Below are 16,027 nucleotides of genomic sequence, written 5' to 3' on the forward strand. Positions count from 1 at the left end.
CGGCATGCACCGATCGTTGCGGCTCCGGGCCGGGGGCGGGATACGCACATCTGCGTACCCGGGCGGGGTGGGCGCCGCCACCTCCTGATGCACTCCGGCACGGGGTGGGACGAGACTGGGCACATGTCCACCGACGACGGGTTCCGGATCGAGCACGACACGATGGGCGAGGTCAAGGTGCCCGTCGACGCACTGTGGCGCGCGCAGACCCAGCGCGCCGTCGAGAACTTCCCGATCTCCGGGCGCGGCCTCGAACGCGCCCAGATCCGCGCTCTCGGCCTGGTCAAGGGTGCCGCCGCGCGGGTGAACAAGCAGATCGGCGTGCTCTCGCCCGAGCTGGCCGACGCGATCGCCGCCGCGGCCGACGAGGTCGCAGCCGGAATGCACGACGAGCACTTCCCGGTCGACGTGTTCCAGACGGGCTCGGGCACCAGCTCCAACATGAACGCCAACGAGGTGATCGCGTCGATCGCCGCCCGTGCCGGCGTCGAGGTGCACCCGAACGACCACGTCAACGCGTCGCAGTCGTCCAACGACGTCTTCCCGACCACGATCCACGTCGCCGCCACCGAGGCGCTGCTGAACGACGTCGTCCCCGCGCTGGAGCACCTGGCCGCCGCGCTGCGCCGCCGCGCCGAGGACTGGGCGGACGTCGTCAAGGCCGGGCGCACGCACCTCATGGACGCCGTGCCGATCACGCTGGGCCAGGAGGCGGGCGGCTGGGCGACGCAGATGGAGTACGGCGCCAACCGGGTCCGCGACGTGCTGCCCCGGCTGGCGCAGCTCCCGATCGGCGGCACCGCGGTCGGTACCGGGCTGAACGCGCCCGAAGAGTTCGCCCGGCGGGTGGTCGAGGAGCTGCGCACCGCCACCGGCCTGCAGGAGCTCACCGAGGCCGAGGACCACATCGAGGCCCAGGGCGCACGCGACGGGCTCGTCGAGGCCTCCGGCGCCCTGCGGACCGTGGCCGTATCCCTGTTCAAGGTCGCCAACGACATCCGCTGGCTCGGCTCCGGCCCGCGCACCGGCCTCGCCGAGCTGCGCCTGCCCGACCTGCAGCCGGGCAGCTCGATCATGCCGGGCAAGGTCAACCCGGTGATCTGCGAGGCCACGATGATGGTGGCCACCCAGGTCATCGGCAACGACGCCACGGTCGCGTTCGCGGGATCGCAGGGCAACCTCGAGCTGAACGTGATGATGCCGGTCATGGCGCGCAACCTGCTCGAGTCGGCCCGGCTCCTCGCGGCAGCGGCGCGGGTACTCGCCGACAAGGTCGTCGACGGCACCGAAGCCGACCTGGAACGCACCCGCGAGCTCGCCGAGTCCTCACCGTCGATCGTCACCCCGCTCAACCGGTACATCGGCTACGAGGAGGCGGCCTCGATCGCGAAGCAGTCGCTCAAGGAGCGCAAGACGATCCGCGAGGTCGTGCTCGAGCGCGGGCACGTCGACGACGGCAAGCTCACGATGGAGCAGCTCGACGCCGCACTCGACGTGCTGGCGATGGCGCGCGGGGGCAGGTCAGCGGGGTAGTTCCGACGCGCTCAGGACGCTTCGGTGGCACCAAACCCGTCCAGGCAACCTCCCCGCCAGGCCTTCGGTGGCGCCGCGCATCATGCGGGGCCGCCCCTCACGCCTCAAGGGCGCTCCGCGATCGCTACCGCGACCCTTGACCCGTGAGCCTCTGCGGCCCCTGATGGCCCGCTTCGCGGGCAGGCCACAGGCCAGCCCCTTCCTGCGCGCGGCGCCACCGAAGGCCGGCCTCACCATCATGATCACGGCTTCGGTGCGAAAACGGCGATAACCAGCCGGGAACGCGCCGAACCGCCGATCATGGGGTGGGAGCCAGGTCGCGGCGACCCTGATCGGCGCGAGGAGCACACCAGGGCCGCGGGCGAGGCCGTCACGTACTTCTCGGGAGTAATCCGCAAGGTTCACGCACACGTTCTCGGGCCGCGCGGCCCGTCGACCGGTTGTGTGGACCGACAAGGGATGCGCGAGCACATACCCGGTGCGCGAAGGCAACCAGATGCCCGACACCGGCCTCCTGACGGCGCCGCGCGCCCAGGAGGGCAGGCCCTTGGGCCTGCCCGCGAAGCGGGCCTGAAAGGGGTCGCAGAGGCTCGCAGGTCAAGGGTCGCGCCAGCGATCGCGAAGCGACGCGCAGCGCCCTTGAGCTGTGAGGGGCGGCCCCGCACAGTGCGCGGCGCCGCCAGGAGGCCCTAGAGAAGGGCAACCTTGAGCCAGGAGACCTTGAGCTGGGCACGGACTGACGGTGCACCGCGTGCGGGATGCGCAGTGGGCAGTGGCCCTGCGGGCCGGCGAGCAGCGCCCTCCTGGCTCTCGATCTGGCTGATCGCGGGACACCCTCGACTGCTCCGAACAGGGGAGAACCTGGCTACGAACCGTGAGGTTTCACTCAGCGTTCACCACTCCCCGCAGCCGTTCGTGATTGCATCCCCGGGCGGGCTGAAGGGAAGTGCATGCACGATGGGTGACCACGGTCGTTTCGCGTTCGAGCCGCTCCTGAACCTCACCAACGGCCGGCCGGTCGGCCTGGAGGTGCTGCGTTGCCAGGCGCGGGACCAGGTCGAACACGTCGCACGCAACGCCGTGTGGGGCACCCGCCAGCTCGCCGAGTTCGACTCGGGCATCGCGATCGCGTCCGTCCTGCACGGGGCCGACTACGACGCCACCGTGCCGCTGCACGTCGACGTGCTCGCCGACACGGTGGTGAACGCGCGGCGGCGGATCGCACAGGTGCGCGCCTCGCTCGTGTCCCGGAGCGGGCCCCACCCCGTGCCCCCGATCCTGCTGGAGATCAGCCCGGCGCTCTCGGCCGCGCCCGCTGCCGCGCTCACCGAGGGTGTGGCCGAGCTGCGTGCCGCCGGTTTCGGGATCGGTCTGGACGGCCCGGCCCGTGGCTTCGGCCTCGACACGGTCGCCGACCTGGCACCCGATCTCGTCAAGCTCGACCGCGACCTGGTGGCCCGCCTGCCGTACCAGCCGCTGGCCCGCACGGTGGCGAAGGCACTGGTCGAGGTGTGCCGGGAGGTCGGCGTGCGGGTCGCCGCCACCGGCGTGAGCACGCCGGAGCAGCTCGCCGCGGTACGGGACCTCGGGATCACCTGGGCCCAGGGCTCGCTGCTCGCCGAGCCGCGCAGGCGCCCGTCCACCGAGGGCATCCTCCTGCCCGCCGACCTGATGCCCCGCAGGCGTCCGGCCGTTCCCGCGCAGCGGACGGCGGCCCGGGCCGCACCGGTGGCGGGCCTCGGCCAGGCCGCGGTCACCCTGTGGGACGACGTGCCGGCCGAGAGCGTGCGGCAGGCGCTCGCCGATCACCCGCAGGCCGGCAGCGTGGTCCTGCTCGACGCCGCGGGCCGCCCGACCGGGTTCCTCGACCGCAACCGGTTCATGCTCGCGATCTCGGGGCCGTTCGGGAGGGCGCTCTACGCCAACCGACCTGCGCAGACGCTCGCGGAGCCGCCGCGCACCCTCCCCGCCCGCACCGACGTCCGCACCGCCCTGCAGTTCTGCCTCGGTGGCGACCGCGAGCGCAGCTACGACGACATCGTCCTGCTCGACGACGCCGGTGCCTGCAGCGGCATCGTCCGCGTCACCGATCTGCTGCAGGAGGCGACGGTCGCCGCCTGACCTTCAGGGCACGAGGACGGCGGCGCCGGTGATCCGGTCGCCCGCGAGGTCGGCGAGGACCCGGTCGGCCTCGGTGAGCGGCCGTGGCGACACGGTCGGCCGCACGCGCAGCGCCGCGGCCAGCCGGAGGAACTCCTCGCCGTCGGCGCGGGTGTTCGCGGTGACGCTGCGCAGCTGCTTCTCCCGGAACAACTCGTCGGCGTAGACGAGACGCGGCACGTCCGTGAGGTGGATCCCGGCGACGGCGAGCGTGCCGCCCTGGTCGAGCGCGCGCAGCGCAACCGGGACGAGGTCGCCGACCGGCGCGAAGAGGATCGCCGAGTCCAGCAGCTCCGGTGGGACATTCGAACCGGCAGACGCCGCTCCCAGCTCTCGGGCGAGCTCCTGCGCCTCGGCCGAGCGCGTGACCACGTGCACCGTGGCGCCCTGGGCGACCGCCACCTGCGCGACGACGTGCGCCGACGCCCCGAAGCCGTAGATCCCCAACCGCCCGCCCGGCGGCACCTCGGCCCGCAGCAGCGCCCGGTAGCCGACGATCCCGGCGCACAGCAGCGGCGCGGCCGTCACGTCGTCGAGCGCGTCGGGCAGCCGGTAGGCGAACGCCTCCGGCACCACGGCGTGCTCGGCGTAGCCGCCGTCGGCGTCCCAGCCGGTGAAGACCGCGGAGGGGCAGAGGTTCTCCCGACCGGTCCGGCACCAGCGGCACCGCCCGCACGTACCGCGCAGCCAGGCGATCCCGATCCGCTCCCCCGGCGCGAACCGCTCGGAACCCGGGCCGATCGCGTCGACCACGCCGACGACCTCGTGCCCAGGCACGGTCCGCGGCCGCCGCGGCGCCAGGTCACCCTCGGCCAGGTGCAGGTCTGTGCGGCACACCCCGCACGCCGTCACGCGAACCCGCACCTCCCCCGGGCCCGGCTCGGGATCGGGCAACGTCACGGCCTGCAACGGCCCCTGCGCGACCGGCCCCGGCCGCTCCACCACCCACGCGCGCACCCCATCATCCTGGCGCCGAACGAGCACACCCAGAGCGCGACTCGGACGCACCCAGACCGCGACTCGCGGACACAAGGCGCGCCCGACCTCCGCGAGTCGCGGTCTGAGTGCACGCGAGTCGCGGTCTGGGTGCAGGTGAGTCGGGGTCTGGATGCGGACGCCGGATGTCGGTGCCCGCTGTCAGGATGTATCGGTGCTGCTCACCGACGTCGTCGCCACCTCCGCCGCTGTCGGGGCCACGCGCGCCCGCACGGCGAAGACGGCCGCGCTGGCCGCGCTGCTGCGCCGCGCCGACGGCGACGAAATCGAGCCCGCCACCGCGTGGCTGGCCGGCGAGCCGCGGCAGAGCCGGCTGGGCACGGGCTGGCGCACCCTCGCCGGCATCGATGCCCGCCCGGCGCAGCGGCCCACGCTGGAGGTCGCGGCGGTCGAGCAGACCCTCGACGAGCTGGCGGCCACCACCGGCGCAGGCTCCACGGCCCGCCGTGCCGCGCTGCTCGGCGAGCTGTTCGGCGCCGCCACCGCCGACGAGCAGGCCTTCCTGCGCCGGCTGCTCACCGGGGAGCTGCGCCAGGGCGCCCTGGAGGGCGTGATGCTGGAGGCGATCGCCGCGGCAGCCGAGGTCCCGGCCGCGGTGGCGCGGAGGGCGTTCATGCTCTCCGGGCAGCTCCCGGCCACCGCCCGGCTCGCGCTCACGGAGGGCGTCGCAGGCCTCGAAGCGGTTTCGCTGCAGGTGGGCAGGCCGGTCCGGCCGATGCTGGCCTCCCCCGCCGACACGCTCGACACCGCACTCGCCGAGCTCGCGCCCGAAGCGAGCGTCGAGTTCAAGCTCGACGGCGCGCGCGTCCAGGTCCACCGCGACGGCGACGTGGTGCGGGTCTGGACGCGCACGCTGCGGGAGATCACGTCGAGCGTCCCGGAGCTGGTCGAGGTGGTGCGCTCCCTGCCCTGCCGGTCGGTGGTGCTCGACGGCGAGACGCTCGCGCTGCGCGACGACGGCAGGCCACGCCCCTTCCAGGAGACGATGAGCCGCTTCGGTGCGGCCGCGGGCGAGCTTCTGCTGCAGCCGTTCTTCTTCGACTGCCTCCACCTCGACGGCGCCGACCTGCTCGACGAGCCGCTGCACGTCCGGCTCGACGCGCTGGAGCGGGCCGCGGGTGCCCATCGCATGCCAGGGGCCGTACGGCCGACCGCGGAGGAGGCTGCCGACCTGCTCGAACGCGCCCTCGAAGCGGGGCACGAGGGCGTCATGGTCAAGTCGCTCACGGCCCCGTACGCGGCGGGCCGGCGTGGCCGGGCGTGGCAGAAGGTCAAGCCGGTCCACACGCTCGACCTCGTCGTGCTCGGCGCCGAGTGGGGCTACGGCCGCCGCACCGGATCCCTCTCCAACATCCACCTCGGCGCGCGCGACCCGGACGGCGGCGAGCCGATCATGGTCGGCAAGACGTTCAAGGGCATGACCGACGAGCTGCTCGCCTGGCAGACGGCCACGTTCCCGGCGCTCGCACGGGAAGAACGCGGCCACGAGGTGCTGCTGCGTCCCGAGCTGGTGGTCGAGATCGAGCTCGACGGCGTGCAGCGCAGCCCGCGCTACCCCGGCGGCGTCGCGCTGCGGTTCGCCCGCGTGCTGCGCTACCGGCCGGACAAGACGCCCGCGGAGGCCGACACGATCGACGCGGTCCGGGCGCTGCTGCGCGACTGATCCGAAACGGCTTGCCGGTCGTCGAGGCGATCCACGAGGGTGGCGAGCCGTGCTCCTGTGGACGTTCCAGCCGCTCGAACGGGTCGGCGTGCTCGAGGCCGGGGGCGAGCTCGTCGGCTCGTGGGAGCACGTGCCGTCCAGCACCGGCGATGCGATCCTGGTCGCGTACCGCGAGATGGTCGCCGCCATGGAGCGGGCGGGCGTGGCCACGGCAGGCCGTCCGCCGGTCTGGGCGTGGGGCGGCGGGGGCGGCGTCACCGTCCAGGACGCGCTCATGCTCGTCGGCGAGCCCCTCTGGGACGGCTACGCCACCGTCGAGTTCGCAGCGCCGGAACGGCTGACCCACGTCACCGGGTACGGCGCGTGGTGCGACTACCTGTTCGCCCTGTTCGACGGCCCCGCCGATCCGAGCGGGTGGGACGTCCCCACCGCGATCCAGGGCGAGCTCGTGCAGGTGTGCCTGCCTGTGTTGCGTGCCGGGTGGGTGCACGAGGTCCGGCCGCTCCCCCGTTCTCCGGAGGAGGTCACGAACTGGTCGGCACGCGCGTAGACTCGTCGTCTCGTGCGCTTCCTCGACGGGCAAGACCCCAACCACGACCTCACCTACGACGACGTCTTCCTCGTCCCGGGCCGGTCGTCGGTGGCCTCCCGCTTCGACGTCGACCTCACCACCGCCGACGGCAGCGGAGCCACGGTCCCGGTTGTCGCCGCGAACATGACGGCGGTCGCCGGGCGCCGGATGGCCGAGACCCTCGCCCGCCGCGGCGGCCTCACCGTGCTGCCGCAGGACGTGGCACCCGAGGCGGTGGCCGAGATCGTCGCGTGGATCAAGTCACGGCACCCGGTGTGGGACACCCCGCTGGTGCTCACGCCTGAGGACGCCGTTGCCGACGCGCTCAACCTGCTTCCCAAGCGGGCGCACGGCGCGGTCGTCGTGGTGGACCAGGGCGGCCGGCCGGTCGGCACCGTCGACGAGGCAGCCTGCAGCGGGGTCGACCGCTTCACCCGGCTCCGCGACGTGCTCGACCCCGGTCCGCTCACGCTCCCGCTCGACACGCCCCCGCGCGAGGTGTTCGAGGCGCTCGGGTCCCGCCGGGTGGCGCTCGGGCTCGACTCGGACGGCCGCCTCGCGGGCCTGCTCACCGGGCTCGGCGCGCTCCGGGCGGAGCTCTACCGGCCCACGCTCGACGGCGCGGGCCGGCTGCGCACCGCCGCCGCGGTGGGGATCAACGGCGACGTGGGTGTCAAGGCGAAGGCCCTGCTGGAGGCGGGCGTCGACGTGCTCGTCGTCGACACCGCGCACGGTCACCAGGACAAGATGCTCGACGCGCTGCGCGCGGTCCGGAAGGCCGTGTCCGACACCGGCTCGGCCGTGCCGGTCGCGGCGGGCAACGTCGTCACCGCGGAGGGGGTGCGCGACCTGGCAGCCGCGGGCGCCGACATCGTCAAGGTGGGCGTCGGGCCCGGCGCGATGTGCACCACGCGGATGATGACCGGCGTCGGCCGTCCGCAGTTCTCCGCGGTGCTGGAGTGCTCGGCAGCGGGCCGGGAGCTTGGCGTGCGGATCTGGGCGGACGGCGGGGTGCGCCACCCGCGTGACGTGGCGTTGGCGTTGGCGGCGGGCGCGTCCGCCGTGATGATCGGTTCCTGGCTGGCCGGCACCTACGAGTCGCCGGGCGACCTGCAGCGCGACGAGAGCGGGCGCCCGTACAAGGAGTCGTTCGGCATGGCGTCGAAGCGGGCCGTGAGCGCCCGCACCCGGGACGAGAGCACGTTCGACCGCGCCCGCAAGGCCCTGTTCGAAGAGGGCATCTCCAGCTCGCGCCAGCTGCTCGACCCGGTCCGCCCCGGGGTGGAGGACGTGCTCGACGAGATCTGCTCCGGCGTCCGCTCGGCCTGCACCTACACGGGCGCCCGGACCCTCGACGAGCTGCACGAGCGCGCGGTGGTGGGCGTCCAGACGACGGCCGGCTTCGCCGAGGGAACGCCGCACGGCCTCTGAACCGACGAACGGCGCGCTCGTCGGAACCTATCCGACCAGCGCGCCGTTCGTCGGATTGCTACGCCGCCGGCCCCTCCAGCATCTCCGTCACCAGCGCCGCGATCGGGCTGCGCTCGCTGCGGGTGAGCGTGACGTGGGCGAAGAGCGGGTGGCCCTTCAGCGCCTCGATCACGGCGGCGATGCCGTCGTGGCGACCGACGCGCAGGTTGTCGCGCTGCGCCACGTCGTGCGTGAGCACCACGCGGGACGCGGTGCCGAGCCGCGAGAGCACGGTGAGGAGCACGTTCCGCTCCAGCGACTGCGCCTCGTCGACGATCACGAACGCGTCGTGCAGGGAGCGCCCGCGGATGTGCGTGAGCGGGAGCACCTCGAGCATGCCGCGGGCGATGACCTCCTCGAGCACGTTCGGGCTGACCAGCGCGCTGAGGGTGTCGAAGACGGCCTGGGCCCAGGGGGCCATCTTCTCGCTCTCGCTGCCGGGCAGGTAGCCGAGATCCTGCCCGCCGACGGCGTACAGCGGCCGGAACACGACGACCTTCCGGTGCTGCTGGCGCTCCATCACCGCCTCCAGGCCCGCGCACAGCGCGAGCGCGGACTTGCCGGTGCCGGCCCGGCCGCCGAGGGAGACGATGCCCACCTCGGGGTCGAGCAGCAGGTCGAGCGCGATGCGCTGTTCCGCGGAGCGACCGTGCAGGCCGAACGCCTCGCGATCGCCGCGGATCAGCCTCACCCGCTTGTCCGCGGTGACGCGTCCCAGCGCCGCCGACGATCCGCCGACCAGCCGCAGCCCGGTGTTGGCAGGCAGCTCGCGGGCGGCGTCGTGGTCGATCACGCCGTCGCGGAAGAGCGCGTCGACGTCCTCGGACGCGACCTCCAGGTCCGCCATGCCCGTCCACCCCGATGGCACCACGTCGAGGGCGTGGTACTCGTCGGCCTGCAGCCCGACGGCGGCGGCCTTCACCCGGAGCGGCATGTCCTTGCTCACCAGCACCACCTCGCCGCGCCCTTCGACCTTCCGCTCGGCGGCGAGGTTCAGGGCGCAGGCCAGGATCCGGCTGTCGTTGGAGTCGGTGCGAAAGCCAGCGGGGAGCACCTCCGGGTCGGTGTGGTTGAGCTCGACGTGCAGGGTTCCGCCTGCGGTGCCGATCGGCACCGGCGCGTCCAGGCGGCCGTGTTCGATGCGCAGCTCGTCGAGCATGCGCAACGCCGTGCGGGCGAACCACCCCAGTTCCGGGTGGTGCCGCTTGCCCTCGAGTTCGGAGATCACCACGAGCGGCAGGACTACCTCGTGCTCGTCGAACCGGGTCAGCGACCACGGGTCGGACAGCAGTACGGAGGTGTCGAGCACGTAGCAGCGGGTGGTGGGCGAAGCGGGGGCAGTACGACGGTCGGTCACGGAGGCTCCTCGCTAGCGCTCGCTACGACCGCCACCCGTGCCCGTGGTGCCGGGCCCGGACGAGCGGCCGACGAGTGCTCCCTGGTGGACACGGCACCGCGTCCACGTCACCGGTGGGCCGGTCGGCCCTGGCTCGGACGCTTCCGACGACCTGGAGCTCGTCGCCGAACACGCCCACGAGGGCCGGGTGCCGGCCCTCACTGGTGCAACAGCCACCACGACCAGGGCCTCCCCGACGGTCCGCATCGGGTACGAACCGCCAACGTGAACGCTACCGGCGGTCACCCGGGTGCGGTCAACAGCAACGCTGTGTTGTCCTTCGACAGCGAACCGAGAATTAACAGAACGGACTACCGTTCATCGCTCCGCAGACACCGCCCGTCGTGGCGCGTGTGGGCGGCCTGACCCGTTCGGCCGCGCGCGGCGAGACCTCCCGGCACCCCTGGCGCTCGTGCCCCCGGGCGGCCGGCGGGGCGATCCGATGACTGCGGCGCAAGAAGGCCGGAATGGGCCTTCGAGAGGCGCGAACACGCTCCGTCTCCATCGAAAAGGATACGCACGCATTCGAGTGATTACCCCTCACGGCACGTGTCGATCAAGCACCGAAGCAGGGCTCGGGGCCGACGCCCGGCACCCCCGAAAGAGGGCGTAACCAAACGGAGAGTATTCGATTCATCCGATAGTGGTAGGTAGTTTGTTCTGACCCGGCGCGGCCCGCTAGCTTTTTCCTCAGTCAGCGAGGGCTCCCCGGTCATAAACGCTGACTCTGAATGGGATCGGCTCCGGTCGACTCCGGACACTCAACAGGAGATGAACTGTGCTGAAGAAGGCTGGAATTGTCGTGGCTGCGGCCGCTGCCGGTCTGCTCGCGGTGAGCCCGCTCGCCTTCGCTGGCGACAAGGATGACCACAACGGTCACGGGCACCACGGCAAGAGCAAGGTCGAGGACGTCAACGCCGTTGACCAGTCGAACGAGGGCCTGATCAACGTGGCCGGCAACAACATCGCCGTTCCGGTCAACGTCTGCGACAACCAGGTGCCGATCAACGTTCTGGGTGTCCAGGTGCCGCTGAACGACACCCACGTGCTCGCCGACCTGACCGGTGCGCTCGGCCTCGGCCTGCTGGGCGACGCCGACACGGACGCCGACTCCGACGGCGACAACACGATCGACGACTCCTGCACCGCCGCCGCCGACACCGGCGACAGCGCCGAGATCGACGACTGATCTTCGGATCTAGCGCGACAGCGGCGCCGGGCCTTCGGGTCCGGCGCCGTTTTCGTGTTGCCGTGATCTGATTTCACTCGCTGATTTCAGGAGCCGAATCGGCGATGCCGGGCCGCGTAGTCGCGCAGCGCGCGCAGGAAGTCGACGCGGCGGAACTCGGGCCAGTAGGCCTCGCAGAACCAGAACTCCGAGTGTGCGGACTGCCAGAGCAGGAAGCCGGACAGCCGCTGCTCGCCGGACGTGCGGATGACCAGGTCGGGATCGGGCTGGCCCGAGGTGTACAGGTTGGCGGCGATGTGATCGACGTCCAGCACCTCGGCGAGCTCCTCGATCGAGGTACCCGACTCCGCGTGCTGCAGCAGCAGCTTGCGCACGGCGTCGGCGATCTCCTGCCGGCCCCCGTACCCGACCGCGACGTTGAGCTCGAGCCCCGGCCGCCCCTGCGTGCGCGCCGCCGCGGTGGAGAGCTTGTCGGCCATGTCGCCCGGCAGCAGCTCGAGGGCACCCACCACGCGCAGCCGCCAGCGTGCTGCGGGCCCGGAGAGCTCGTCGACGACGTCGGTGATGATCTCCAGGAGCGGCTCGAGCTCCCCGGGAGGGCGCTTGAGGTTGTCGGTGGACAGCAGCCACAGCGTCACGACCTGGACGCCCGCCTCCTCGCACCACGCGAGCAGGTCTGCGATCTTCGCGGCACCGACCCGGTGCCCGTCGTTGACGTCGACGAACCCCGCGTCCCGCGCCCAGCGACGGTTGCCGTCGAGCATCACCGCCACGTGCCGGGGCCGGGCGGCCGAACCGGCCAGCTCTCGGCTCAGCTTGCGCTCGTACACCGAGTACAGCAGGTCGCGGACACCCACGGCGGAACAGCGTACGCCCGGCCCGTCGACCGCTAGCAGAGGAGCGAGCTTGCGAGCGGATCCGTGTCACAGCGCCTGCGCGAAGCGCCGGGCGAGCGCAGCGAGGCCGAGCGAGGAGCAGGTGCGTTCACGCACAGGACACCTCGACGGCGCCGCTGCTCCCGTAACCTCGGGTGGGTGACCACCGGAACCGTGGGCTCGCCATCCCCGGGCGGGCCGCTGCTCAAGCCCCGGATGCGTGGCTGGCTGCACTTCTGGTCGTTCACCGTCTCGGTCGCGGCGGGCGCCACCATGATCGCCGTGTCGGCGGCCCTGGTCGGAACGGCCGCCGCGCTCGCCGCCACGGTGTACGCAGTCACCACGCTCGGCCTCTTCGGCGTGAGTGCGCTCTACCACCGGCGCACGTGGCGCACCCCGCGCAGCCGGGCCGTGATGCGCAGGCTCGACCATTCGATGATCTTCCTGTTCATCGCAGGCACCTACACCCCCGTGGCGGCCCTCGCCATGGACCCGGCCACCGCCCGCACGGTGCTCACCGTCGTGTGGGTGGGCGCGCTCGCCGGTGTCGTGCTGAAGACGGCCTGGCCGAATGCGCCCGCGTGGATCGGCGTCCCGATCTACATCGCCCTCGGCTGGGTCGCCGTCTTCGTCATCCCCGCGATCCTCGTCGGCGGTGGCGTGGCGGCGCTGGTGCTGATCCTGACGGGCGGCCTGCTCTACACCGTCGGCGCGGTGTTCTACGCGACGCGCCGACCGAACCCGTGGCCCGCCACGTTCGGATTCCACGAGTTCTTCCACGCCGCCACGGTGGTCGCCGCCATCTGCCACCACGTCGCGATCTGGCTCATCCTGTTCTGACCGGCGGAATGCAGACCGCCACACCGCGGTTGGCCGGGGCATGACCGCCACCGACTTCGATCCGCACGAGCTGCTCGCCGCGAGCCGGATCGGCGTGCTCGCCACCCTCCGCGCCGACGGCCGGCCGCAGCTCTCCCCCGTCACCCCGTACTACGACCGGGACGCGGGGATCATCTACGTCTCGATCACGGAGGGCCGGGCGAAGACGACCAACCTCCGGCGCGACCCGCGCACCGCGCTCGAGGTGACCAGCGCCGACGGTTGGGAGTGGGCGACCGCCGACGGCACGGCCGAGCTGATCGGGCCCGGCACCGACCCGCACGGGCCCGAGGTGGAGGCCCTCGTCGGCTACTACCGGTCGGCCGCGGGCGAGCACCCCGACTGGGACGAGTACCGCGCGGTGATGGTCGCCGACCGGCGGGTGCTCCTGGCCTTGCACGTCGAGCGCGTGTACGGCCAGAAGATCCGCTGACGCAGGCCCACCCGGATCAGGCTCAGGCGCTACCGCTGCCACTGCCGCTGGTCGGACCCTTGCTCCGCAGCTCGTCCACCCGCGCCATCGCGTCCCGCAGCTCGCTCAGCCACTCGTCGGCGTGCTGGCCGACCAGCTTCACCGCCCAGGCCAGCGCGTCCGATCGGGAGCGCGCGACGCCGGAGTCGACGAGCGTGTCGAGCACGATGCGCTCCGGCTGACGCAGCCGCGTCATCACCGGCACCGAGGCCACCGTGAACAGCTCCTCGGTGTCGCCGATGCGGGCACCCCACGCCACCTTCCGCTGGTAGCGGTGCTCGGCCTGGCGCGCGATCTCGATGCGCTCCTCCCGGGTGGTCTCGCGGAACCGCGAGATCCGGCCGGCCACGGCCGCCGCCCGATCAGCCCGGCCTGCCTCGGTGTCCGGGAAGTCGCCCTCGACCGGCGGCAGCTCCCCGACGACGACGATCTCCTCCCGATCGACCGTGACCTCGGGAGTGCCCGTGAACCACCCGTCGGGCAGCCGGCCCTGGAGCCACGCCGCCGCGTCGTCGGCGCCGGGCAGGTCGGCCTGCTGCCAACCACCCCGCCCCGGCCCGCGCCCCCGCCCGCCGGGCCACCCGCGATGCATCCGTCCGCTCATCATCCCTACCTCCGACCTCGATGCTTACGAGATTACACCGCAACAGGCCCTGCGCAGAGGTGTTCTCAGCAGGCGAACGGGCGCGAGCGGACCGCGACTCGCGTACACCCAGAGCGCGACTCGCGGGGTAGGGGCCGAACGCCCGCGAGTCGCGGTGTGGGTGCGCGCGAGTTGCGCTGTGGGTGCAGTCGTCAGGGGCGCAGGAGGAGGCTCGCGGTGAGCTCCTCCGACGTGGTGGCCGGGCGGTCGCAGACGAAACCGCGGCAGACGTAGGCGGCCGGCGCGCCGTCGACGAGGGGGCGGTCGGCGAGGAGGGGGACACCCGGGGCGTCCGGGCGTCCCGGCACGACGACCGTGCCGCCGGGGGCCAGCAGGCGGGCATGGGCGAGCAGCTCGTCCCGGGCCGGGTCGCCGTCCGCTCCGACCACCGCGACCTGCAGCGGGCCGCGCACCATCGCCTCCGCCGCCGTGAGCCAGTGGCCGGCGAACCGCGGGTGGTTCTCCGCCACGAAGCCCGCGGAACGCAGGGCCGCTTCAGCAGCTGTCCGGTACCGGTCCGGCTCCGCCACGAGCACCGATGCCGTCAGCAGGGCGGACGCGAGCGACGACGCCCCGCACGGCGAGGCGTTGTCCGTGACGTCGCGGGGCCGGTGGAGCAGCGCCTCGGCGTCGTCGGCGGTGTCGAAGAACGAGCCCGGCTGATCCGTGTCGGCGAAGTGCGCGAGCGCCGTGTCGAGCAGGTCGGTGGCGGCGTCCAGCCAGCGCGGCTCGCCGGTGGCCTGGTGCAGCGCGAGCAGGCCGTCGGCGAGGCAGCCGTGGTCCTCGAGGACGCCCGCTGCCGCACCCACCGTGCCGTCGCGCGACGAGCGCCGCAGCCGCCCGTCCACCAGGTGCAGCCGCAGCAGCAGGTCGGCGGCCTCACCCGCGGCGGCCACCCAGTCGGGGCGCACGAGGGCGGCCCCGGCCTCGGCGAGCGCGAGGATCGCCATGCCGTTCCAGGACGTGACGACCTTGTCGTCGCGGGCGGGCTGCGGCCGCTGCGCCCTGGCCGCCAGCAGCGCGGAGCGCACCCGCTCCCAGCGGGTCGGATCGTCCGGGTCGGCGAGCAGCTGCAGGGTGGACGAGCCGTGCTCGAACGTCCCGGTCTCGGTGACGGTGAGCAGCGCGGCCGCCCACTTCCCGTCCTCGTCACCGAGCACGTCGCGCAGCTGCTCGGGGGTCCAGGCGTAGGTGAGGCCCTCGACGCCCTCGGTGTCGGCGTCGAGGGCGGAGGCGAACCCGCCCTCCGCCGTGCGCAGGTCGCGCAGCAGGAATGCCGCCGTCTCCTCGGCGATCCGCCGCGGGAGCGGGTCCTGGGACACCCGCGCGAGGTGCGCGTACACGCGCAGCAGCAGGGCGTTGTCGTAGAGCATCTTCTCGAAGTGCGGCACCACCCAGCCCGCGTCGACGCTGTAGCGGGAGAACCCGCCCGCGAGCTGGTCGTACATCCCGCCGCGGGCCATCCGCTCGCACGTCACCGCGACGCCGGCCGGCACCTCGTCGCCGCCCACGCGCTCGTGCCGCCGCAGCAGGAACTCCAGCGCCATCGACGGCGGGAACTTGGGCGCGCCGCCGAATCCGCCCGATCGCGGGTCGAACTGCCCTTCGAGGGTTGCGGCGGCCCGGTCGAGCAGGTCGGGGTCGATCCCCGCCGACGGCAGCACCGCGGCCGCGCTGTCGGCGAGCCGTGCCGCGATCTCACCGGCGGCTCCGCGCAGGCGGGCACCGTCCTCCCGCCACGCGGTGGTGACGGCATCGAGGAGCTGGCGGAAGCCGGGCAGCCCGCCCCGCGGGGTGGGCGGGTAGTAGGTGCCGCAGTGGAACGGCTCCCCGGCCGGGGTGAGGAAGCACGTCATCGGCCAGCCACCCTGACCGGTCAAGGCCTGCGTCGCCGACATGTAGACGGCGTCGATGTCCGGTCGTTCCTCGCGGTCCACCTTGATCGCGACGAAGTCGCCGTTGACCTGCTCGGCCGTGGCCGGGTCCTCGAACGACTCGTGCGCCATCACGTGGCACCAGTGGCACGCGGCGTAACCGACCGAGAGCAGCACCGGCACGTCCCGGCGCGCGGCCTCGGCGAACGCCTCGTCCGACCACTCCCACCAGTCGATGGGGTTGTCGGCGTGCTGGAGCAGGTACGGACTGGTGGCCGAGGCCAGGCGGTTCGGCATGCTTTCAGC

The 16,027-nt window shown here is 73.0% G+C and carries 13 protein-coding genes; 8 read left to right on the forward strand and 5 right to left on the reverse strand.

What is annotated here, in order from left to right:
• Positions 1-123 precede the first annotated feature (123 nt).
• Both FB388_RS29690 and FB388_RS29695 read left to right on the forward strand, forming a co-directional pair.
• Complete coding sequence (locus FB388_RS29690; protein WP_142105403.1) at positions 124-1,533, forward strand: class II fumarate hydratase; 1,410 nt, start codon at positions 124-126, stop codon at positions 1,531-1,533.
• A gap of 957 nt (positions 1,534-2,490) precedes the next feature.
• A complete protein-coding gene (locus FB388_RS29695) occupies positions 2,491-3,654 on the forward strand; it encodes an EAL domain-containing protein (protein WP_142105404.1) in 1,164 nt (387 codons plus the stop codon).
• A 3-nt stretch (positions 3,655-3,657) separates the two neighbouring features.
• On the opposite strand, the gene FB388_RS29700 is transcribed toward FB388_RS29695, so the two are convergent.
• Complete coding sequence (locus FB388_RS29700; RefSeq protein ID WP_142105405.1) at positions 3,658-4,650, reverse strand: zinc-dependent alcohol dehydrogenase family protein; 993 nt, start codon at positions 4,648-4,650, stop codon at positions 3,658-3,660.
• A gap of 193 nt (positions 4,651-4,843) precedes the next feature.
• On the opposite strand from FB388_RS29700, the gene FB388_RS29705 reads away from it, so the two are divergent.
• Genes FB388_RS29705 through FB388_RS29715 form a run of 3 tightly spaced genes read left to right on the forward strand, consistent with a single transcriptional unit; the run spans position 4,844 to position 8,354 of the window.
• Complete coding sequence (locus tag FB388_RS29705; protein ID WP_142105406.1) at positions 4,844-6,352, forward strand: ATP-dependent DNA ligase; 1,509 nt, start codon at positions 4,844-4,846, stop codon at positions 6,350-6,352.
• A 49-nt stretch (positions 6,353-6,401) separates the two neighbouring features.
• Positions 6,402-6,902, forward strand: coding sequence for a hypothetical protein (locus tag FB388_RS29710; RefSeq protein WP_142105407.1), 501 nt, complete (start codon positions 6,402-6,404; stop codon positions 6,900-6,902).
• A 12-nt stretch (positions 6,903-6,914) separates the two neighbouring features.
• A complete protein-coding gene (locus FB388_RS29715) occupies positions 6,915-8,354 on the forward strand; it encodes a GuaB1 family IMP dehydrogenase-related protein (RefSeq protein WP_142105408.1) in 1,440 nt (479 codons plus the stop codon).
• 58 nt (positions 8,355-8,412) lie between these two features.
• Here FB388_RS29715 and phoH2 read toward each other — a convergent pair whose 3' ends face one another.
• The gene (phoH2, locus tag FB388_RS29720) at positions 8,413-9,750 is read right to left on the reverse strand and encodes an RNA 5'-3' helicase PhoH2 (protein ID WP_211362265.1); all 1,338 of its coding nucleotides are present in this window, start codon (positions 9,748-9,750) and stop codon (positions 8,413-8,415) included.
• An 817-nt stretch (positions 9,751-10,567) separates the two neighbouring features.
• Here phoH2 and FB388_RS29725 point away from each other — a divergent pair.
• Complete coding sequence (locus FB388_RS29725; protein WP_142105409.1) at positions 10,568-10,978, forward strand: hypothetical protein; 411 nt, start codon at positions 10,568-10,570, stop codon at positions 10,976-10,978.
• A gap of 86 nt (positions 10,979-11,064) precedes the next feature.
• On the opposite strand, the gene FB388_RS29730 is transcribed toward FB388_RS29725, so the two are convergent.
• Positions 11,065-11,835, reverse strand: coding sequence for an isoprenyl transferase (locus FB388_RS29730; protein ID WP_170225883.1), 771 nt, complete (start codon positions 11,833-11,835; stop codon positions 11,065-11,067).
• A 234-nt stretch (positions 11,836-12,069) separates the two neighbouring features.
• Between FB388_RS29730 and trhA the strand changes: the two genes are divergently transcribed.
• Together trhA and FB388_RS29740 are read left to right on the forward strand one after the other, a co-directional pair.
• Entirely contained in the window at positions 12,070-12,693 is a 624-nt protein-coding gene (trhA, locus tag FB388_RS29735; protein WP_142106380.1) for a PAQR family membrane homeostasis protein TrhA, read from the forward strand.
• A 40-nt stretch (positions 12,694-12,733) separates the two neighbouring features.
• Entirely contained in the window at positions 12,734-13,165 is a 432-nt protein-coding gene (locus FB388_RS29740) for a PPOX class F420-dependent oxidoreductase (RefSeq protein ID WP_142105410.1), read from the forward strand.
• A gap of 22 nt (positions 13,166-13,187) precedes the next feature.
• Here FB388_RS29740 and FB388_RS29745 read toward each other — a convergent pair whose 3' ends face one another.
• Entirely contained in the window at positions 13,188-13,796 is a 609-nt protein-coding gene (locus tag FB388_RS29745) for a hypothetical protein (RefSeq protein ID WP_142105411.1), read from the reverse strand.
• A 203-nt stretch (positions 13,797-13,999) separates the two neighbouring features.
• A complete protein-coding gene (locus tag FB388_RS29750; RefSeq protein ID WP_142105412.1) occupies positions 14,000-16,018 on the reverse strand; it encodes a thioredoxin domain-containing protein in 2,019 nt (672 codons plus the stop codon).
• Between the last annotated feature and the right edge of the window lie 9 nt (positions 16,019-16,027).

Origin of the sequence: Pseudonocardia cypriaca, assembly GCF_006717045.1 — a bacterium.
GTDB classification, from domain to species: Bacteria; Actinomycetota; Actinomycetes; order Mycobacteriales; family Pseudonocardiaceae; genus Pseudonocardia; species Pseudonocardia cypriaca.